The organism is Streptomyces sp. enrichment culture (assembly GCF_964273145.1).
GTDB lineage: Bacteria > Actinomycetota > Actinomycetes > Streptomycetales > Streptomycetaceae > Streptomyces.
This window is the reverse complement of sequence record NZ_OZ186873.1, coordinates 3,822,108-3,841,450: the sequence shown is the minus strand read 5'-3', so window position 1 is coordinate 3,841,450 and position 19,343 is coordinate 3,822,108. Positions and strand designations below refer to the sequence as shown.

Annotated in this window: 13 protein-coding genes; 2 read left to right on the top strand and 11 right to left on the bottom strand. The window is 71.0% G+C overall.

Going from position 1 to position 19,343, the window contains the following annotated elements; all coding sequences use genetic code 11:
* The first annotated feature begins 282 nt into the window (after positions 1 to 282).
* On the top strand, positions 283 to 1,101 hold the full coding sequence (locus tag ACSU6Z_RS17415; protein WP_437046744.1) for an SAM-dependent methyltransferase: 819 nt from the start codon (positions 283 to 285) through the stop codon (positions 1,099 to 1,101).
* Positions 1,102 to 1,274: 173 nt separating this feature from the next.
* Here the strand turns inward: ACSU6Z_RS17415 and ACSU6Z_RS17410 are convergent, their stop codons facing one another.
* The 10 genes from ACSU6Z_RS17410 to ACSU6Z_RS17365 form a co-directional block, all read right to left on the bottom strand.
* Positions 1,275 to 4,403 carry a glycosyl hydrolase 115 family protein gene (locus tag ACSU6Z_RS17410; RefSeq protein ID WP_437046742.1) on the bottom strand — a complete coding sequence of 1,043 codons (3,129 nt, stop codon included), beginning with the start codon at positions 4,401 to 4,403 and terminating at the stop codon, positions 1,275 to 1,277.
* Positions 4,404 to 4,722: 319 nt separating this feature from the next.
* Positions 4,723 to 5,175, bottom strand: a complete 453-nt coding sequence (locus ACSU6Z_RS17405) for a lasso peptide biosynthesis B2 protein (protein WP_437046740.1) — start codon at positions 5,173 to 5,175, stop codon at positions 4,723 to 4,725.
* Positions 5,172 to 5,426, bottom strand: a complete 255-nt coding sequence (locus tag ACSU6Z_RS17400; protein WP_437046738.1) for a lasso peptide biosynthesis PqqD family chaperone — start codon at positions 5,424 to 5,426, stop codon at positions 5,172 to 5,174. Before ACSU6Z_RS17400 ends, ACSU6Z_RS17405 begins: the two co-directional genes overlap by 4 nt.
* A 32-nt stretch (positions 5,427 to 5,458) precedes the next feature.
* Positions 5,459 to 7,315, bottom strand: coding sequence for a lasso peptide isopeptide bond-forming cyclase (locus tag ACSU6Z_RS17395; RefSeq protein WP_437046737.1), 1,857 nt, complete (start codon positions 7,313 to 7,315; stop codon positions 5,459 to 5,461).
* Positions 7,316 to 7,341: 26 nt separating this feature from the next.
* Positions 7,342 to 7,452, bottom strand: a complete 111-nt coding sequence (locus tag ACSU6Z_RS17390) for a keywimysin-related RiPP (RefSeq protein WP_104532192.1) — start codon at positions 7,450 to 7,452, stop codon at positions 7,342 to 7,344.
* Positions 7,453 to 8,095: 643 nt separating this feature from the next.
* Positions 8,096 to 9,289, bottom strand: coding sequence for an elongation factor Tu (gene tuf / locus ACSU6Z_RS17385; protein WP_437017142.1), 1,194 nt, complete (start codon positions 9,287 to 9,289; stop codon positions 8,096 to 8,098).
* Positions 9,290 to 9,444: 155 nt separating this feature from the next.
* Complete coding sequence (gene fusA / locus ACSU6Z_RS17380; protein ID WP_437046735.1) at positions 9,445 to 11,571, bottom strand: elongation factor G; 2,127 nt, start codon at positions 11,569 to 11,571, stop codon at positions 9,445 to 9,447.
* A 39-nt stretch (positions 11,572 to 11,610) separates the two neighbouring features.
* On the bottom strand, positions 11,611 to 12,081 hold the full coding sequence (rpsG, locus tag ACSU6Z_RS17375) for a 30S ribosomal protein S7 (RefSeq protein ID WP_003998848.1): 471 nt from the start codon (positions 12,079 to 12,081) through the stop codon (positions 11,611 to 11,613).
* A 2-nt stretch (positions 12,082 to 12,083) separates the two neighbouring features.
* Complete coding sequence (gene rpsL / locus ACSU6Z_RS17370) at positions 12,084 to 12,455, bottom strand: 30S ribosomal protein S12 (RefSeq protein ID WP_003948652.1); 372 nt, start codon at positions 12,453 to 12,455, stop codon at positions 12,084 to 12,086.
* Between the two features lie 334 nt (positions 12,456 to 12,789).
* A complete protein-coding gene (locus ACSU6Z_RS17365) occupies positions 12,790 to 13,785 on the bottom strand; it encodes a glycosyltransferase family 2 protein (RefSeq protein WP_437050360.1) in 996 nt (331 codons plus the stop codon).
* 214 nt (positions 13,786 to 13,999) lie between these two features.
* Here ACSU6Z_RS17365 and ACSU6Z_RS17360 point away from each other — a divergent pair, with 214 nt between their 5' ends.
* Entirely contained in the window at positions 14,000 to 15,316 is a 1,317-nt protein-coding gene (locus ACSU6Z_RS17360) for a hypothetical protein (RefSeq protein WP_437046733.1), read from the top strand.
* 76 nt (positions 15,317 to 15,392) lie between these two features.
* Here the strand turns inward: ACSU6Z_RS17360 and ACSU6Z_RS17355 are convergent, their stop codons facing one another.
* Positions 15,393 to 19,292: a DNA-directed RNA polymerase subunit beta' gene (locus ACSU6Z_RS17355; RefSeq protein ID WP_437046731.1), complete on the bottom strand. Its 3,900-nt coding sequence runs from the start codon at positions 19,290 to 19,292 to the stop codon at positions 15,393 to 15,395.
* Positions 19,293 to 19,343 lie beyond the last annotated feature (51 nt).

Genomic DNA, 19,343 nt, shown 5'->3' with positions numbered 1-19,343 from the left:
TACCCGCGTGTAAACGCCGGGGCCAGCACAGACGCGTGAATGGTTCGCCGTGCGGGGCGGGAAAGGGGCGGAACCGGGACGGAAGGAGGGCTCGGCTCCGCGCCGCGCACCCCGTGGAGCCGGCCCGCTCGGCCCCTCGGCCGGCGCGAGCGCGGGACGGGGGCCGGCGGCGGAGTGCTCAAAGTTCCGGGCGCCCGGCACCGCGCACCGGCCCCAGCTGGCTATCGTGGCCGTCACGATCGCCGGCCGGCTGCCGTGCGTGACGAGGGAACCAGGGGGATCATGGTGGAGCAGCGCAACGCGGGCACTCCCGTGCCGATCGACACCAGCAGGCCGCATCCCGCGCGGATGTACGACTGGTTCCTCGGCGGCAAGGACAACTACCCGGTGGACGAGGAACTGGGCCGGCGGCTGGTGGCCTTCGCGCCGGCCATCCCCGTCATGGCGCGGATGAACCGGGCCTTCATGCACCGCGCGACCCGGTGGGTGGCCGGCCAGGGGGTCCGCCAGTTCCTCGACATCGGGACCGGCATCCCCACGGAGCCCAACCTGCACCAGGTGGCCCAGGAGATCGTCCGCGACGCGCGGGTCGTCTACTGCGACAACGACCCGATCGTGCTGGCCCACGCCGAGGCGCTGCTGAGCAGCGCTCCCGAGGGTGCCGTCGGCTACGTGCAGGCCGACGCCCGGGACACCCCGGCCGTCCTGGAGCGCGCCGGGGAGGTGCTGGACCTCGACCGGCCGGTCGCGCTCTGCCTGATCGCGCTGCTGCACTTCATGGGCGACGAGGACGGCGCGTACGAGCTGGTGGAGCGGTTGACGGAGGCGCTGGCCCCGGGCAGTTACCTGATCATGTCCCACCTCACCCCCGACTTCCATCCGCAGGAGGCCGCGCGGAGGGTCCGCGACATGTACAAGGCCGGCGGGCTCACCCTGGACCTGCGCAGCCGGGACCGGTTCGCCCGTTTCCTCCAGGGGCTCGAACCCGTCGCCCCGGGCATCGTGGCGGCCGAGGAGTGGCACCCGGAGCTCGGCGAGCCGGTCCCCGGGCAGGAGGACGTCCACAGCGGGGCGTACGTGGCGGTGGCCCGCAAGGGGTGAGACCGGCCGCCGGGCGGGTCCGTCCGCGCGCCGGTCCGCCCCGTCCCCGGCGGCGGCCGGGTGCGGGCCGCGCCGTCCGCCGAGGCCGGCCCCGGACCGCTCCCCCGGGCCCGTCCATGGACCGGTGAGGAGGCGGCCGGGCGCGGGGAGGGTCCCGCACCCGGCCGGCCGTGTCAGCGGACGCGCCGGCTCTCCGGCGGCCCCAGGTACGTCTCCGGCAGCCCGCCCGTGTCGATGATCAGGCGTTGCAGCACGACCGTCGGGTCGACCATCCAGAACGTCAGCCGGTGCGCGCCCGCCCGGGTGAGGGTGTGCCGGGTCGAGGTCCGGTTGACGTTGTCGGAGGTGTGGCGTTCCCAGCGCCGGTTCAGCCCGCCGTCGTCGGGGCCGGTGGCGGCGATGACGTCGACGGTCTGCGGGGTGTCGTCGTCGAAGGAGACCGCGTAGCGCAGGCCGGGGCGGGCCAGCGCCGGATTGCGCGGGGACAGGTACGCCCACACGGTGACCTCGCCGGGCGTCAGCAGCGTCACCTCGTACTCCAGGCGCGGCCCCCTCCCGCCCGGGGTCTGCGCGGGCGCCGTCACCGGGGTGGGGGTCATGCCCGCGCCGGTGCGGCCGATGCGGTCCACGCGCAGCCAGCCGACGCCGTGGGCACCGACGGCGCGCGTGCAGTGCTCGGCGTCGATGGCGACGTAGCCGCCGGCCTCGACGAAGCCCCTCAGGCCGCGCGGCGGGACGGGGACGGCGACCGCCCGCACGGTGACCGTGCGGCCCGCGCCCTCCACCGTCAGCTCGCCCTCGGCGCGTCCGGCCGGGGCCTTCGCCCAGTCGACGGCGACCGTCACCCGGGTCTGCCGCCGGACCGTGCCGCGCGGCCGGTCCACCGTCAGCCACGGCACGGAGGAGGTGATCCGGTACGGGAACGGCCGCGTGCCCCGGTTGAACACCTCGACGTACTGCGGGGCGCGGGTCTGGTACGGGCTGAACTCCGGCAGCACCGGACCGGCCGCCCCGGCCCGCGGCCACCACTCCTCGGAGCCGTCGACCGCCACGCCCATCTCGGCGGTGTCGGGTACGTCGATGCGGCGCACGGCCGGGAAGAGGACGTCGGGGATGGCCACGTTGTCGATCTCGGGCTGCTGCCAGGGCGCGTTGGGCCCGTACCGTTCGACGTCGCCGTAGCCGATGTGCGGCTGGAGCTGGAAGTCCTTCCACTTGCCGCCCGCGATCTCCTGGTTGAACACGTCCTGGAGCCGGAAGTCCTCCCGCAGGCCCGCCTCGGCGCGCGCGGCGCGGTCGTTGGTGGCGGCGCGGCCCTGGGCGGCGTAGCGGAGGTTGGTGAACTCGGCCTCGCGCAGGTCGTAGAGGTTGGCGGTGGCCTGGACCTGGTAGCCGACGAGCTCGAACCAGGCGTCGCGGGCGGAGTCCGGGAGCCTGCGCGCGACGCGGGCCGCCCTGCGTCCGAGCTCCCGCCACTCCTGCGTCACCCGCTCCAGCTCGCCCTGGTAGAAGGGGGTCTGCTGATCGTCGTAGACGACGGCGTCGTCGTCGGTGGCGAGGTCCTTGGCGGGGTCGAGGGTGATGCGGCGGTTGAGCAGTTCGGGCTTGCGGCGGTGCTGGAGGTGGCCGTAGCGGGCGAGGATCTCGGCGATCTCGTCGGCGTGCTCCTCGCCGAAGTGCAGGGCCGCGTAGCGGCGTTCCCACTCGGGGATGGCGTCCAGTTCCCAGCGGGCGGGGTTCCAGGCGTAGTCGAGGAAGTACTGGGTGGGCAGTTCGTTGCCCTTCAGGTCGCCCACGTTGGTCACCCACAGGGTGGTGTTGCCGTAGGCGACGGCCTGGTGGAGCTGGTCCCACATGTTGGGCAGGGACATGGTGTCGACCCACTTGTAGTTGCGGCCGTCGCCCACGTAGTCGAAGTGGTAGTAGAGGCCGTAGCCGCCGGAGCGGGGCGGCTCGGCGGGGTCGGGGTGCATGCGGATGTTGCCCCAGTTGTCGTCGCAGAGGACCACCGTGACGTCGTCCGGGGCGCGCAGGCCGCGGGTCCAGTAGCGCTGGACCTCCTTGTAGAGGGTCCACACCTGGGGGACGGAGGTCTCGGAGCCGGTGACCTCGGCGATGATGCGCCGCTGGGTGGCGATGATCTCCTGCATCAGTTCGATGGCGTCGCCGTCCGGGAGGCTGGTGTCGCCGTTGCCGCGCATGCCGAGGGTGACCACACCCTCGAAGCCCTGGTCCCTCATGCGCCGGATGCCGTCGCGCCAGTACGCCTCGATCGCGGCGCGGTTGCGGCGGAAGGACCATTCGCCGGTGCCGCCGTAGGGGTCGCGGCCCGGCTCGACGATGTCCCCCCGGGCGTCGCGCCGGGCGGGGACGGCGTGCCGGTTCCACTCCTCGATGCCGCGCATCATCGGCGCCTCGTGAGAAGTGCCCATGACAATTCCGTACTCGGCGGCGCGGGCGTGGTTCTCCGGGTCGTCCTCGGCGAAGGCCCGGCCCCAGACGGCCGGCCAGAGGTAGTTGCCCTTCAGGCGGAGGATCACCTCGAAGACCTTGGCGTAGAAGTCGGCGTTGAAGCCGCCCGGGTACCCCTCGGCCTTGCCGGGGCCGAAGTAACGGGGCGCCCAGGTGCCGAGGTTGGGGTTCTCGTCGTTGATGAAGACGCCGCGGTACTTCACGGCCGGGGTGCCCTGGGTCCAGGCGCCGGGGCGGGCGTAGACCTGGGTGCGGCGGATCGGCCGGACGTCGTCCCACCAGTACCAGGGGGAGACGCCGAGACCGTAGGAGACGTCGTAGACGCCGAAGATCGTGCCGCGCTGGTCGCTGCCGGCGATGACGAAGGCGCGGTCGACGCCGGGGAGCGGGTGGTCCACGGTCGTCTGGAGCGAGGTCTCCCACTTGCCCCGGATCGACGAGACGTCGAGCTTCCCGGCGCCGATCAGGGAGTCGAGGAGCGGGCTGCGGCCCACCGTGCCGACGATCACGACCTCGCGGGCCCGGCCGCGGTCGGCGGCCGGTTTCGCGCCGGTGACGCGCTCGACGTCGGCGCGCAGGTCGGCGGCGGCGCGGCGGACGCCGGGGTGGTCGCCGGGGTCGGTCAGGACGGGCGCCGCGCGACCGGGGCGGACCAGGGGGAAGGCGCCGGGTTCGGGGCGGAAGGTGAGGTAGGCGCCGGGGTCGGTCCGGCGGGGCTCGCGGCCGCGGGCGGCGGCGTGGGCGGCCGGACCGAGCGGGGGCAGGCCCGCGCCGGCCCCCACGGCGGCGCCCGTACCGAGAACCGTTCTCCTGGACACGTACCGCGCCATGACGACACCCCTCCGATGGACCGACCCGAATTTTGCAAGTGGCATGACAAATGTGGGGGGCGGTGCCGGGAGGGGACAACGGGACGGACGGCAACGAAGCGGCAACGAAAGGTTTCGCGGTGTCCGGCGGCCGGGGACACCGCCGCCGCGACGAGGAGCGGCGGGAAGGGGCCCGGCCACAGCACGGGCGGCAGGGCCCCGGCCGGGGCGGGGTACCCGGTCGGCGGGTCGATCGGCGACCGCGGCACCGCGCCCCGTGGCGGGGTGGCGCCGGCGGTGACCCTGGGGGCCGGTCCGCCGCCGCGGGACGCGGTGCCGCTCACGTCGCCGCCCGCGTCGCCCGCCCGGCCCGTGTCACCGGCGGCACCGTCATCAGCCGCGCGAAGTAGTCGTCCGGGACCCCCTCCCCCACCGGGCGGCCCTCGGCCTCGATCCAGGCGTGGGCCGAGAACGGCGGCACCTTGCGCACCCCGGTGCACCAGGTGGGCCAGGCGCCGTGCAGCCGGCACAACAGGGCGGCGCCCAGCGACCGCGGGAGGCAGCCCCGGGGTCCCGCGCAGCGCAGGCTCACCGCGCACAGCGCCTCGCGCGCCGCCGCCGCCTCGGCGGGCGAGGCGGGCCGGGCCCCCCGGCGTACCCGTTCCAGTACGCCGCGGAGGTGGCGCGGAGGCAGGAACGACAGGGCCAGGGCGGGCCCCAGGACGAGGCGGGCGGCCAGCCGCCGGGCGAGGGGGACCCCGGCGGGCCGGTCCAGCGCGCTGGGCGTCGTCATGAGACCAGCCCCGCTTCCCGCAGGTCGCGGACGAGGGCGTCCACGTCCTGGGCCGCCCGGTCCCGGTCGATGTCGAACCGCGCGACGAGCGCGGCGACGGCGGCCGCCCGGTCGCCGCCCTCCATCAGCGTCCGCACCACCAGCGCGCCGGTGGGGTTGAGCTCCCAGTAGTCACCGCTGCGCTGGTCGAGGAGGACGGTCCCGTAGTCGGTCTCCGCGGTGGAGACGTCGGCGCCGAATCGGAGAGTCATACGGTCGCTGCCTTTCTGCCGTTTTCCGTCGGTCAGCGGACGGCGGGCCCCGGGCGCGGCGCGCGGTCCCGGGCCCGCAGCCACACCTCGCACGCGATGGTCGAGTAGAGGATCGCGTCGCGCAGGCCCGGTGCGGAGGGCCGCTGCGCGAGCCGGCGCAGCGCCTCGCCGTCGACCAGGCCGAGGCGCTCCAGCCGGGAACCGGTCCACAGCGTCATCAGGTCGCCGCGGTGGCGCCGCAGCCCGTCCGACGCGTCCATCGACGCCTCGGCCTTGTTCGTGCGCCGCAGGCACTCCTCCGGGACGACGCCGCGCATGGCCTCGGCGAGCAGGGGCTTGTACCGCCACGGCGTGACGCGGTCCTCCGGGCGGACCGCGAGACACGCCTCGATCACCCGGTCGTCGAGGAACGGCGAGGCCATCGGGAGCCCCGCCCGGGCCGCCATCCGCTCCCACTGGCGGATGACGCGGGTGCAGGTGCGGATGAGCTCCAGGTCCGTGTGCAGCCCCCGGTCGGGGTGCAGGGGCCGGGCCCGGTCCGCCGCCTCCAGCAGGGCGTGGCGGGCCAGCCGCTCCGCCTCGGGGGTCGTCCAGGGGAACAACCGGGGCGCCGGTCCCCAGCCGAGGCCGCCGGCCACCGAGGACCGCGGCATCGGATCGCGCAGCCGGCCGGCGCAGTGCGCCAGCCAGACCGGGTACGGCCGGGTGTCGGCCAGCGCGCGCACGGTCGCGCCGAGCGGCCAGGTCCACAGGGCGCGGAAGCCGCGCAGCCGGCCCACGGCGAACAGCGGACGCGTGCGCAGCAGCCGGTGGTAGTACGCCTCGGAGCACCAGGCGACGTGGTCCCCGCCGATCCCGGTGAGGTGGACGCGGCTGCCGCGTGCGGCCAGCCAGGGCAGGTGCTGCAGGACGCGCGAGCGGTCCATCACGCCGATGGACGGCTCGTCCAGCAGGTCGTCGATGCCCAGCAGGTCGGAGTAGACCAGCGCCGACGCGCCCGCGTCCCAGACCACGTGGTCGACCCGGGGGAGGTGGCCCGCCGCCTGCCGGGCCCAGGCCAGGTCGGTGTCGGCGGGGTCCCGTCCCGGCCAGGTGGCCGCCACCACGGAGGCCGGGGAACGGGCGGCCAGGAAGCACACGGACGTGGAGTCCAGGCCGCCGGACAGGTCGCAGCTGACCGTCCCGCCCGGCCGGGTGCGCACGTCCACCGCCTCCGCCAGCGCCTCCCGGACCCGGGGCGCGCCCCGCGCGAGCGAGCGGACCGGCTCCGGGGGCCACCACCAGCGCGACCTCCGCACCCGTCGCCCGTCGGCGGAGACGACGAGGGCCTCCTCGGGGGAGACCGCCTCGACTCCCTGCCAGACGGAGGTCTCGTACAGGGGGTGCGGCACCGGCCACAGCAGCCGCACCGCCAGCTCCCCGGTGTCCGGTTCGCCGCCCAGGGCCTCGGCGAGCAGGTCGGCGCTGGTCGCCGCCACGTGCACCCCGCCCGCCCGCGCGTGGAAGACCAGCCGGAGCCCGGAGGCGGTGCCCTGGACCCTGAGCCGCCCGTCGAGCGCGGCCACCAGGTGGAAGCTGCCCGGCAGGGACCGGGCGAACGCGTCGAGTTCGGTGAGGTCGCGCAGGCGGGCGGCGCGGCGTTCCAGTTCGCCCCGGCCGACCGGGCACCACCCGACGACGGCGAGGGCCGCCCGCCCGGCCCGGACCGCGGTGATCTCCGTGTCGGACCAGTGGCCGGCCAGCCACGGGCGGCCCGAGGCGTGGGCGAGGACGCGTGTTCCGGGGCGGCGGAAGAAGCGGGCCGCGGCGGCGGCCTCCTCGCAGTCGGGGAAGACCGCGAAGTGCGCGTCGCCGGGGCCCGTTCCCGCACTCTCGTGCGTGTCGGACATCAGGCCGCGTCGCCTGCCGGCCGCCGTCAGTTCTTGCTGAGGATCAGACGGTCGTTGCCGCTGCGCTGCAGCAGCCCGGTCTTCCGGCGGAACGACCCCAGGCGGACGAGTGTGGGGGCCTCGTATGCCTTCTTCATGGCGTCTCCTCGGTGTGAGCGGTGCCGCCGCCCTTCCTCGCGGCCGGCGGCTGTGTCACCAGCTAGCTGTGCGCCGAGCGGGCCGGGCAAGACCGATCCCGTAAGTCATATCAACGCATGAAGGGGCGCATGACGGGGGCACACCTCGGCCTTCTCCTCGCCTCCGCCGACGAAGCGGTGGGGTGGCGCGGGGAGGCGATCGACGAGCGGAAACGTTTCCACCTGCCCTTGTGCGGCAGCCGGGGAAGCCGGCGGGAAGGCGCGCGCGGACACGCCCACCAGGAGGCGCCGCCCGGCGCGTTCCGTTCGGCGCACGCAACCGCAGCCACGCCGCACCGGGCCCGGAAGCAGGCGAGGGCCCCACGCGCCCGGCCACATGAGAACCCGCACGCGCCCGGTCCCACGCGCGTGACCCGCCCGCATCCCTCCTCCCGCCCCCCATGGACGGCTCGGCAGTGGGTGGCGGTCAACGTTCCCGCATCCCGCCGCCGGCGCACGGCCCGGTGGCGGGATGCGTGGCCGAACCGGTGCGGCACCGTGCCGCTCCCGCACGCACGCGAAGGGGCCCGTACGACCGAAGTCGTACGGGCCCCTTCAGGCCGTTGCAGGTCAGGTGACCTTCAAGCCGTCAAGCAAGCGGTACTTACTTGATGATCTTGGTGACCTGGCCGGCGCCCACCGTGCGACCACCCTCGCGGATGGCGAACTTCAGGCCCTCCTCCATGGCGACGGGCTGGATGAGCTCCACCTTCATCTCGGTGTTGTCACCCGGCATGACCATCTCGGTGCCCTCGGGGAGGGTCACGACGCCGGTCACGTCCGTCGTACGGAAGTAGAACTGCGGACGGTAGTTGTTGAAGAACGGCGTGTGGCGGCCACCCTCGTCCTTGGACAGGATGTAGGCCTGCGCCTCGAACTCGGTGTGCGGGGTGACCGAGCCCGGCTTGATGATGACCTGGCCGCGCTCGACGTCCTCGCGCTTGATGCCGCGGAGGAGCAGACCGACGTTCTCACCGGCCTGACCCTCGTCGAGCAGCTTGCGGAACATCTCGATGCCGGTGACCGTGGTGGAGGTCTTCTCCGGCTTGATGCCGATGATGTCGACGGTCTCGTTGACCTTGAGGACACCACGCTCGATACGGCCGGTGACGACCGTACCGCGACCGGTGATGGTGAAGACGTCCTCGATCGGCATCAGGAACGGCTTGTCGACGTCGCGCTCCGGCTGCGGGATGGCCTCGTCGACGGCCTTCATCAGGTTGAGGACGGAGTCCACCCACTCCTGCTCGCCCTCGAGGGCCTTCAGAGCGGAGACCTTGACGACCGGAACGTCGTCGCCCGGGAACTCGTACTCGGTGAGGAGCTCGCGGACCTCGAGCTCGACGAGCTCCAGGATCTCCTCGTCGTCCACCATGTCGGCCTTGTTCAGGGCGACCACGATGTACGGAACGCCGACCTGGCGGGCCAGGAGCACGTGCTCCTTGGTCTGCGGCATCGGGCCGTCGGTGGCGGCGACCACGAGGATGGCGCCGTCCATCTGCGCCGCACCCGTGATCATGTTCTTGATGTAGTCCGCGTGACCAGGGCAGTCGACGTGGGCGTAGTGACGCGCCTCGGTCTGGTACTCGACGTGCGCGATGGAGATGGTGATACCGCGCTGGCGCTCCTCGGGCGCCTTGTCGATGTTGTCGAACGGGGTGGCCTCGTTCAGGTCCGGGTACGCGTCGTGCAGCACCTTGGTAATGGCGGCCGTGAGGGTCGTCTTACCGTGGTCGATGTGACCGATGGTGCCGATGTTGACGTGCGGCTTAGTCCGCTCGAACTTCGCCTTCGCCACTGGGGTCCTCCTGTGGAGTGGTTCTGAACGCCTTGCTTCATCGGCGCCAGGTGATCTTTGCTGGATGGCCCGGATCCCGGGGGCGAACTCCGCGATTGCGGTTGTTCGCCCCACGAGGCTCCGGAGTCAAGCCTACGGCGTGGACGCGGGGTCCGTTACTCGCCCTTGGCCTTCGCGATGATCTCCTCGGCGACGTTCCGCGGAACCTCGGCGTAGGAGTCGAACTGCATCGAGTAGCTTGCGCGACCCGACGTCTTGCTGCGGAGGTCTCCGACGTAGCCGAACATCTCCGACAGGGGCACGAGGCCCTTCACGACGCGGGCACCCGCCCGCTCCTCCATGGCCTGGATCTGGCCACGGCGGGAGTTGATGTCGCCGATGACGTCGCCCATGTAGTCCTCGGGCGTGGTGACCTCGACGGCCATCATCGGCTCGAGGAGCACGGGGGACGCCTTGCGCGCGGCCTCCTTGAAGGCCTGCGAACCGGCGATCTTGAAGGCCAGCTCGGAGGAGTCGACCTCGTGGTAGGCACCGTCGAGCAGGGTCACGCGCACACCGGTCATCTCGTAACCGGCGAGGATGCCGAACTGCATGGCCTCCTGGCAGCCGGCGTCGACCGAAGGGATGTACTCCTTCGGGATGCGACCACCGGTGACCTTGTTGACGAACTCGTAGGACGCGTCGCCACCCTCGATCGGCTCGACCGAGATGATGACGCGGCCGAACTGGCCCGTACCACCGGTCTGCTTCTTGTGGGTGTACTCGACCTTCTCGACCGTCTTGCGGATGGTCTCACGGTACGCGACCTGCGGCTTGCCGACGTTGGCCTCGACCTTGAACTCACGGCGCATGCGGTCGACGAGCACCTCGAGGTGCAGCTCGCCCATGCCGCCGATGATGGTCTGGCCGGTCTCCTCGTTGGTGGAGACCTGGAAGGAGGGGTCCTCCTCCGCGAGGCGCTGGATCGCGACGCCCAGCTTCTCCTGGTCGCCCTTCGACTTGGGCTCGATGGCGACCTGGATGACCGGCGCCGGGAAGTCCATGGACTCCAGGATCACCGGGGCCTTCTCGTCGCACAGCGTCTCACCGGTCGTGGTCTGCTTCAGACCCATGACCGCGATGATGTCGCCGGCGCCCACCGACTCGATCTCCTCACGCTTGTTGGCGTGCATGCGGTAGATCTTGCCGATGCGCTCCTTGCGGCCCTTGACGGAGTTCAGCACCGAGGTGCCGGACTCCAGGCGGCCGGAGTACACGCGGACGAAGGTGAGCTTGCCGAGGTGCGGGTCGCTCATGATCTTGAACGCCAGCGCCGACAGCGGCTCGTCGTCGGACGGCTTGCGCTTGATGACCGTCTCCGGGTCCTTGACGTCCTGGCCCTCGATGGCCTCGATGTCGACCGGGGACGGCAGGTAGCGCACGACCGCGTCGAGCAGGGGCTGAACGCCCTTGTTCTTGAAGGCGGTGCCGCAGAAGACCGGGGTCACCGTGGTGCCCTGGCCCTTGCCGGAGGCGATGGTGATGCGGCGGATCGCCGCGTACAGCTGCTCCTCGGTGGGCTCGGTGCCCTCCAGGTACAGCTCCATCATCTCTTCGTCGTTCTCGGCGACGGCCTCCAGGAGCTTGCCGCGGTACTCCTCGGCAGCCTCGAGGTGGGTGTCCGGGATGTCGACGACGTCGTACATCTCGCCCTTGGTGGCCTCCGCGGACCAGACCAGGGCCTTCATGCGGACCAGGTCCACGACGCCCTTGAAGTCGGCCTCGGCACCGATCGGCAGCTGCATGACCAGCGGCTGCGCGCCCAGGCGGTCGGAGATCATGTCGACGCAGCGGTGGAACTCGGCACCGGTGCGGTCGAGCTTGTTGACGAAGCAGATACGCGGAACGCCGTAGCGGTCCGCCTGACGCCACACCGTCTCGGACTGCGGCTCGACGCCGGCGACGCCGTCGAACACCGTCACGGCACCGTCGAGCACGCGCAGGGAGCGCTCCACCTCGACGGTGAAGTCGACGTGACCCGGGGTGTCGATGATGTTGATGGTGTGGTCGACGTTCTCCAGCGACCAGTGGCAGGTGGTGGCAGCAGAGGTGATCGTGATGCCACGCTCCTGCTCCTGCTCCATCCAGTCCATGGTGGCAGCGCCGTCGTGGACCTCACCGATCTTGTACGAGACACCGGTGTAGAACAGGATCCGCTCGGTGGTGGTCGTCTTGCCCGCGTCGATGTGGGCCATGATGCCGATGTTGCGCACCTTGGCCAGGTCAAGCGAAGTGGTAGCCATAAGGCTTCAGTCTTCTCTCGGTTCTCGAAGGGGTTCCGACTACCAGCGGTAGTGCGCGAAGGCCTTGTTGGACTCGGCCATCTTGTGCGTGTCCTCGCGCTTCTTCACAGCGGCACCGAGGCCGTTGCTGGCGTCGAGGAGCTCGTTGAGCAGACGCTCGGTCATGGTCTTCTCGCGACGGGCGCGGGAGTAACCGACCAGCCAGCGCAGCGCCAGGGTGTTGGCACGGCCGGGCTTGACCTCGACCGGGACCTGGTAGGTGGCGCCACCGACACGGCGGGACTTGACCTCGAGGGTCGGCTTGATGTTCTCGAGAGCGCGCTTGAGCGTGATGACCGGGTCGTTGCCGGTCTTCTCGCGCAGGCCCTCCATGGCGCCGTAGACGATGCGCTCGGCGGTGGAGCGCTTGCCGTTCAGCAGCACCTTGTTGATCAGGGAGGTCACCAGAGGAGAGCCGTAGACCGGGTCGATGATGACCGGGCGCTTCGGGGCGGGGCCCTTACGAGGCATTCTTACTTCTCCTTCTTGGCGCCGTAACGGCTGCGAGCCTGCTTGCGGTTCTTGACACCCTGGGTGTCGAGCGAACCGCGGATGATCTTGTAGCGAACACCCGGCAGGTCCTTCACACGGCCGCCGCGCACGAGCACGATGGAGTGCTCCTGCAGGTTGTGTCCCTCACCCGGAATGTAGGCCGTGACCTCGATGCCGCTGGTCAGGCGCACACGCGCGACCTTACGGAGGGCCGAGTTCGGCTTCTTCGGGGTGGTCGTGAACACACGCGTGCAGACGCCACGGCGCTGAGGGGAACCCTCGAGTGCGGGCGTCTTGTTCTTCTCGACCTTGTCCTGCCGGCCCTTCCGGACCAGCTGCTGGATCGTAGGCACTACTTCTCCGGTTTCTGTGTGCCGATGGGTACAGCTAACCTGGAACGTCGCCGACCCACGCGGTCGGGTGTGTCGAATCCGGCAGTCTCCCGCCGCAGGGGCGAAAAAGGCGCAGATTACGGTGGCCGCTCTCGGACCCTGTGCGGTGTGAAGGCACGCACGAGAGCCAGGGCACACCCCAGGCACAAGGTCTGAGCGTACCTATCGCATTCGCTGCGGTCAAAACAAATGGGCAGGACCGGCCGGGGCACCCGGTCCGTACGGTAATGCCCCGCTTGCCGGGCTCCGCCCGTTCCCCTCCGACTCCCCGGACACCGGGCCCCCGGGCGGCAGCTCACACCCGCCGGGCGGTCACCTCCGCCGTGTCCGACGGCCCCTGGAGCGGTGCGGGCGCGGACGGCGCGTCGGCGGCGGCGGACGCATGGCCGACGGGCGTCGCCGAGTCGTGCCGCACGAAATACGTGGGCCGGTTCTGCACCGCCGTGTAGATCCGCGCGACGTACTCGCCGAGCAGGCCCACGCAGATCAGCTGGACCGCGCCGATGAACAGCACCCCGGTGAAGAGGGAGGTCCAGCCGGGCACGGTGCGGCCGAGGGCGTAGGCCACCAGCGTGTAGACCAGCAGCCCGGTGCAGATCAGGAAGGCCCCGACGCCCAGCCAGGTCGCCAGCCGCAGCGGTGCCGCCGAGAAGCCGGTGATGCTGTCGACGGCGAGACGGACCATCCGGCCCAGCGGGTACTTGGTCGTGCCGGCGGGCCGCGGGGCGCGCTCGTAGGTGACCTGGCCGCTCGGGAAGCCCAGCCACGGCACGAGCAGGCGGTAGACCCGCTGCTGGTCGGGCAGGGCCTTCAGGGCGTCCACGGCGGCACGGCTGAGCAGCCGGAAGTCGCCGGCCTGCGCGGGCACCTGCGTCCCGGCCAGGCGGCGCACCAGCCGGTAGTAGGCGGTCGCGGTCCAGCGCTTGAAGCCGGTGTCGCTGCTGCGGTCGGCGCGGACGCCGTAGACGATGTCGAGGCCCTCGGCGCGGGCCAGGCCGAGCATCTCCGGGATCTTCTCGGGCGGGTCCTGGAGGTCGGCGTCCAGGGTGAGGACGTAGGCGCCGACGGCCCGGTCCAGGCCGGCGGTGAGCGCGGCCTGGTGACCGGAATTGCGCCGCAGGGAGACCACGCGCAGCTCGGGCCAGCCGAGCCGGAAGGCGGCCAGCAGTTCGGCCGTGCGGTCGGTGCTGCCGTCGTCCACGGCGACGAGCTCGTAGGGCACCTCCAGGTCCGCGAGGACCGGGCGCACCCTGCTGACCATCGCGGGAAGGACCTCTTCCTCGTTGTACATGGGTATGACGACCGACAGCACGGGCGTCTCGTATGGTTCCTCGGCCACGCGGCCCTCCCCGGCCCCCAGCACAAACGTGCGACGTTGTGCGATCTTATGACAGACAGAGCACAGGCATCCGGCCTCCGCGCGGCCTCGGCCGGTCCCCCGACCGGTGCCCCGTGGCCACGCCGGCGAGCGTGCGACCGGCGAGGGGGACGAGGGGGCGACAGCCATGGCCATGGCCTCGAAGGACACGAAGACCGGCACCGGCGCAAGGACCGGTACCACGGGGGACGCACCGCGGGGCGAAGACGGCTCCGGCGAGCGCGCGGGACACCCCCGGGCGGCGTGGCGCTCGGCCCTGCCGGACGCCGCGCGCCCCTACCTGCCCCCGCTCCTGCTGTACGGCGTCACGAAGCTGGTCGGCCTCGCCGTCTTCGCCGTCCTGCTGGAATGGGCCGGCGACTACCGCGGCAAGCAGCCGCGGTTCGGCGGCGGCGCCCACTGGTGGGACGTCCTCGCCACCTGGGACGGCTGGTGGTACCTCCAGATCGCCGAGCACGGCTACCGGCCCGCGCTGGTCCGGCTGGACACCGACGGCCTGTTCACGGTCCAGCAGAACTCGGTCGCCTTCTTCCCGCTCTACCCGGCCCTGATCCGGATGGTGTCGGAAGCCACCGGACTGGGCCTGTACGGCGCCGGGGTCCTGGTCTCCGTCGTGTCGTCGTTCATCGCCGCCGCCGGGATCTACGCCGTGATCCGCCTGGTCGCCGGGGCGCGGGCGGGCACGATCGCGGCCGGGCTGTGGGCCGTGGCGCCCGGCGCGGGCGTCGAGTGGGCGGTGTACTCGGAGTCCGTCTTCGTCGCCATCGCGGCCTGGGCCTGCCACTGCGTGATGACCCGCCGCTGGGTGGCGGCCGGCCTGCTGGCCTGCCTGGCCGGCCTCAACCGTCCCACCTCCGCGGTGCTCATCGGCGCCGTGGGCCTCGCCGCCCTGGTGACCGTCCTGCGGCCCGCTGGCCGGCGCGAGCACGGGCTGGCGGGCCCGGTGTACGCCATGCTCGTCGCCCCGCTGGGGCTGGCGGCGTACATCGCCTGGGTCGGCCACGCCACGGGCGAGCCCACCGCGTACTTCACCCTCCAGCGCGAGGGCTGGGCGCACTTCTTCGACTACGGCGCCTACACCCTCGACGTCCTGCGGAACACGGCCGTGGGCCGGCACGACTACGTGTTCGCCTTCAGCGTGCCCGACCTGCTCGCCGTGCAGCTGGTGCTGGCGCTGCCCTTCCTGATCGCGCTCATGCTGCGCAAACGCCCGCCGCTGGTGCTGACCGCCTACACGCTGGCGACGATCGTCACCGTGCTGGGCACCCAGCAGATGTTCGGCAACACCGGCCGCTACCTGCTGCCCGCCTTCCCCCTGCTCCTCGCCCCCGCCGCGGCCCTGGGCCGTCTGAAGGCGCCGAGCCTGGCGGTGTTCTTCACGACCGCGGCGGTGGCCTCGGGCTGGTACGCGCACTACGTCATCTTCGAGCTGGGCGTGCCGTAGACCGCCGCCCTCCCCCGCGCACGCCGAAGGGCGGTCACCCCGATCGGGGTGACCGCCCTTCGGTCAAGCGACTCGCTTACTGGTTGTACGGACCGTAGTCGTAGTCCTCCAGCGGAACGGCCTGGCCGGAGCCGGAGCCGAACGGCGAGTAGTCGATGTCGTCGTAGCCGACGGCCGAGTACATCGCGGCCTTGGCCTCCTCGGTCGGCTCGACCCGGATGTTGCGGTAGCGGGACAGACCCGTACCGGCCGGGATGAGCTTACCGATGATGACGTTCTCCTTGAGGCCGATGAGGCTGTCGGACTTGGCGTTGATCGCCGCGTCCGTCAGGACTCGGGTCGTCTCCTGGAAGGAGGCGGCCGACAGCCAGGACTCCGTCGCCAGCGAGGCCTTGGTGATACCCATGAGCTGCGGACGGCCGGAGGCCGGGTGACCGCCCTCCTGGACCACACGACGGTTCTCCTGCTCGAAGCGGGAGCGCTCGACCAGCTCGCCGGGCAGCAGCTCGGCGTCGCCGGACTCGATGATCGTCACGCGGCGGAGCATCTGCCGGATGATGATCTCGATGTGCTTGTCGTGGATCGACACGCCCTGCGAGTTGTACACCTTCTGGACCTCGCCGACCAGGTGGACCTGGACGGCGCGCTGACCCAGGATGCGCAGCACGTCGTGCGGGTTGGTGGCACCCACGGTGAGCTGCTGGCCCACCTCGACGTGGTCGCCCTCGCGGACCAGGACCTTGGCGCGCTTCGAGATCGGGTACGCCGTCTCGTCGCTGCCGTCGTCCGGGGTGACGACGATCTTCTTGGTCTTCTCGGTCTCCTCGATCCGCACGCGGCCGGAGGCCTCGGAGATCGGGGCGACACCCTTCGGGGTACGGGCCTCGAAGAGCTCGACGACACGCGGCAGACCCTGGGTGATGTCGTCACCGGCCACACCACCGGTGTGGAAGGTACGCATCGTCAGCTGGGTACCGGGCTCACCGATGGACTGGGCGGCGATGATGCCGACCGCCTCACCGATGTCGACCAGCTTGCCGGTGGCCAGCGAACGGCCGTAGCACATCGCGCAGGTGCCGACGGCGGACTCGCAGGTCAGGACCGAGCGGGTCTTGACCTCCTCCACGCCGTGCGTGATCAGCTCGTCGATGAGCACGTCGCCCAGGTCGGTGCCGGCCGGGGCCAGCACCTTGCCGTCCACGACGATGTCCTCGGCGAGGCAGCGCGCGTACACGGACGTCTCGACGTCGTCCGCCTTGATGAGCACGCCCTCGGCGTTGCGCTCGGCGATCCGCAGACGCAGACCGCGCTCGGTGCCGCAGTCCTCCTCGCGGATGATGACGTCCTGGGAGACGTCGACCAGACGACGGGTGAGGTAACCCGAGTCGGCGGTACGCAGAGCGGTGTCCGCCAGACCCTTACGGGCACCGTGCGTGGAGATGAAGTACTCCAGCACGGACAGGCCCTCACGGAACGACGCCTTGATGGGACGCGGGATCGTCTCGTTCTTGGCGTTCGACACCAGACCGCGCATACCGGCAATCTGACGCATCTGCATCATGTTGCCTCGTGCACCCGAGCTCACCATCATGAAGATCGGGTTGGTCTTCGGGAAGTTGTCGTTCATCGCCTCGGCGACCTCGTTGGTCGCCTTGGTCCAGATCTTGATGAGCTCCTGCGTGCGCTCGTCCTTGGTGATCAGACCGCGCTCGTACTGCTTCTGGACCTTCTCGTCCTGCGCCTCGTAGCCCTTGACGATCTCCTTCTTCGCCTCGGGGACGACCACGTCGGAGATGGCCACGGTGACACCGGAACGGGTCGCCCAGTGGAAGCCGGCCGCCTTCAGGTTGTCGAGCGTCGCCGCCACGATGACCTTCGGGTAGCGCTCGGCCAGGTCGTTGACGATCTGGGAGAGCTGCTTCTTGCCGACCTCGTAGTCGACGAACGGGTAGTCCTCGGGCAGCAGCTCGTTGAAGAGCGCACGGCCCAGCGTGGTCCTCAGCGTGAAGCTGTCACCCTGCTGCCACTCCGGCTCGCCCTCCTCGCGGACCGGCGGCACCCAGCCGCGCGGCGGGATGGTGCCCACCGGGAAGCGGATGTCGACCGGCGCCTGGAGCGACAGCTCGCCGGCGTCGAACGCCATGATCGCCTCGGCGACCGAGGCGAAGGCACGGCCCTCGCCCTTGATCTCGCGGCCCTCGGCGTCCGTGGTGAGGAAGTACAGACCGAGGACCATGTCCTGGGTCGGCATCGTCACCGGGCGGCCGTCGGCGGGCTTGAGGATGTTGTTCGAGGACAGCATCAGGATGCGGGCCTCGGCCTGCGCCTCCGCGGACAGCGGCAGGTGCACGGCCATCTGGTCACCGTCGAAGTCCGCGTTGAACGCGGTGCAGACGAGCGGGTGGATCTGGATGGCCTTGCCCTCGACCAGCTGCGGCTCGAAGGCCTGGATGCCGAGGCGGTGCAGCGTGGGCGCACGGTTCAGCAGGACCGGGTGCTCCGCGATGACCTCTTCCAGCACGTCGTACACGACCGTGCGGCCGCGCTCGACCATCCGCTTGGCGCTCTTGATGTTCTGCGCGTGGTTCAGGTCGACCAGGCGCTTCATCACGAACGGCTTGAACAGCTCCAGCGCCATCGCCTTCGGCAGACCGCACTGGTGCAGCTTCAGCTGCGGACCGACGACGATCACGGAACGCGCGGAGTAGTCCACGCGCTTGCCGAGCAGGTTCTGGCGGAAGCGGCCCTGCTTGCCCTTGAGCATGTCGGACAGCGACTTCAGCGGACGGTTGCCGGGGCCCGTCACCGGGCGGCCGCGACGGCCGTTGTCGAAGAGCGCGTCCACGGCCTCCTGGAGCATGCGCTTCTCGTTGTTCACGATGATCTCGGGCGCGCCGAGGTCGAGAAGCCGCTTCAGGCGGTTGTTGCGGTTGATGACGCGGCGGTACAGGTCGTTCAGGTCGGAGGTCGCGAAGCGGCCACCGTCCAGCTGCACCATCGGACGCAGGTCCGGCGGGATGACCGGCACGCAGTCCAGCACCATGCCCTTGGGGCTGTTGGAGGTCTGCAGGAACGCGGAGACGACCTTCAGGCGCTTGAGCGCACGGGTCTTCTTCTGGCCCTTGCCGGTGCGGATGATCTCGCGGAGCTTCTCCGCCTCCTCCTCGAGGTCGAAGGACTCCAGGCGCTTCTGCAGCGCCGCGGCGCCCATCGAGCCGTCGAAGTACGTGCCGAAGCGGTCACGCAGCTCGCGGTAGAGGAGCTCGTCGCCCTCCAGGTCCTGGACCTTGAGGTTCTTGAAGCGGTTCCACACCTCGTCGAGGCGGTCGATCTCGCGCTGGGCGCGGTCGCGGAGCTGCTTCATCTCGCGCTCGGCGCCCTCGCGCACCTTGCGGCGCACGTCGGCCTTGGCGCCCTCGGCCTCCAGCTCGGCCAGGTCGGTCTCGAGCTTCTTGGCGCGGGCCTCCAGGTCGGCGTCGCGGCGCTGCTCGATCTGCTGGCGCTCGACGGAGACGTGGGCCTCCAGCGAGGGCAGGTCGCGCTGACGGCGCTCCTCGTCCACGTACGTGATCATGTACGCGGCGAAGTAGATGACCTTCTCCAGGTCCTTCGGCGCCAGGTCGAGCAGGTAGCCCAGACGCGACGGGACGCCCTTGAAGTACCAGATGTGGGTGACGGGCGCGGCGAGCTCGATGTGGCCCATCCGCTCACGGCGCACCTTGGCGCGCGTGACCTCGACGCCACAGCGCTCGCAGATGATGCCCTTGAAGCGGACGCGCTTGTACTTGCCGCAGTAGCACTCCCAGTCCCGGGTGGGGCCGAAGATCTTCTCGCAGAAGAGCCCGTCCTTTTCCGGCTTGAGGGTGCGGTAGTTGATGGTCTCGGGCTTCTTGACCTCGCCGTGGCTCCACTGACGGATGTCGTCAGCGGTGGCCAGGCCGATCCGGAGCTCGTCGAAGAAGTTGACGTCGAGCACTATGCGTCAATCCCTCTCAGGGTCGTAAGTCTTTGGGTCTGATACGGGGGT

Coding starts and splice junctions, on each gene's coding strand:
- ACSU6Z_RS17365 (WP_437050360.1), bottom strand. CDS start 13,785: ATGTACAACGAGGAAGAGGTCCTTCCCGCGATGGTCAGCAGGGTGCGC.
- ACSU6Z_RS17415 (WP_437046744.1), top strand. CDS start 283: ATGGTGGAGCAGCGCAACGCGGGCACTCCCGTGCCGATCGACACCAGC.
- ACSU6Z_RS17395 (WP_437046737.1), bottom strand. CDS start 7,315: ATGTCCGACACGCACGAGAGTGCGGGAACGGGCCCCGGCGACGCGCAC.
- fusA (WP_437046735.1), bottom strand. CDS start 11,571: ATGGCTACCACTTCGCTTGACCTGGCCAAGGTGCGCAACATCGGCATC.
- ACSU6Z_RS17405 (WP_437046740.1), bottom strand. CDS start 5,175: ATGACGACGCCCAGCGCGCTGGACCGGCCCGCCGGGGTCCCCCTCGCC.
- rpsG (WP_003998848.1), bottom strand. CDS start 12,081: ATGCCTCGTAAGGGCCCCGCCCCGAAGCGCCCGGTCATCATCGACCCG.
- ACSU6Z_RS17400 (WP_437046738.1), bottom strand. CDS start 5,426: ATGACTCTCCGATTCGGCGCCGACGTCTCCACCGCGGAGACCGACTAC.
- ACSU6Z_RS17410 (WP_437046742.1), bottom strand. CDS start 4,403: ATGGCGCGGTACGTGTCCAGGAGAACGGTTCTCGGTACGGGCGCCGCC.
- ACSU6Z_RS17360 (WP_437046733.1), top strand. CDS start 14,000: ATGGCCATGGCCTCGAAGGACACGAAGACCGGCACCGGCGCAAGGACC.
- ACSU6Z_RS17390 (WP_104532192.1), bottom strand. CDS start 7,452: ATGAAGAAGGCATACGAGGCCCCCACACTCGTCCGCCTGGGGTCGTTC.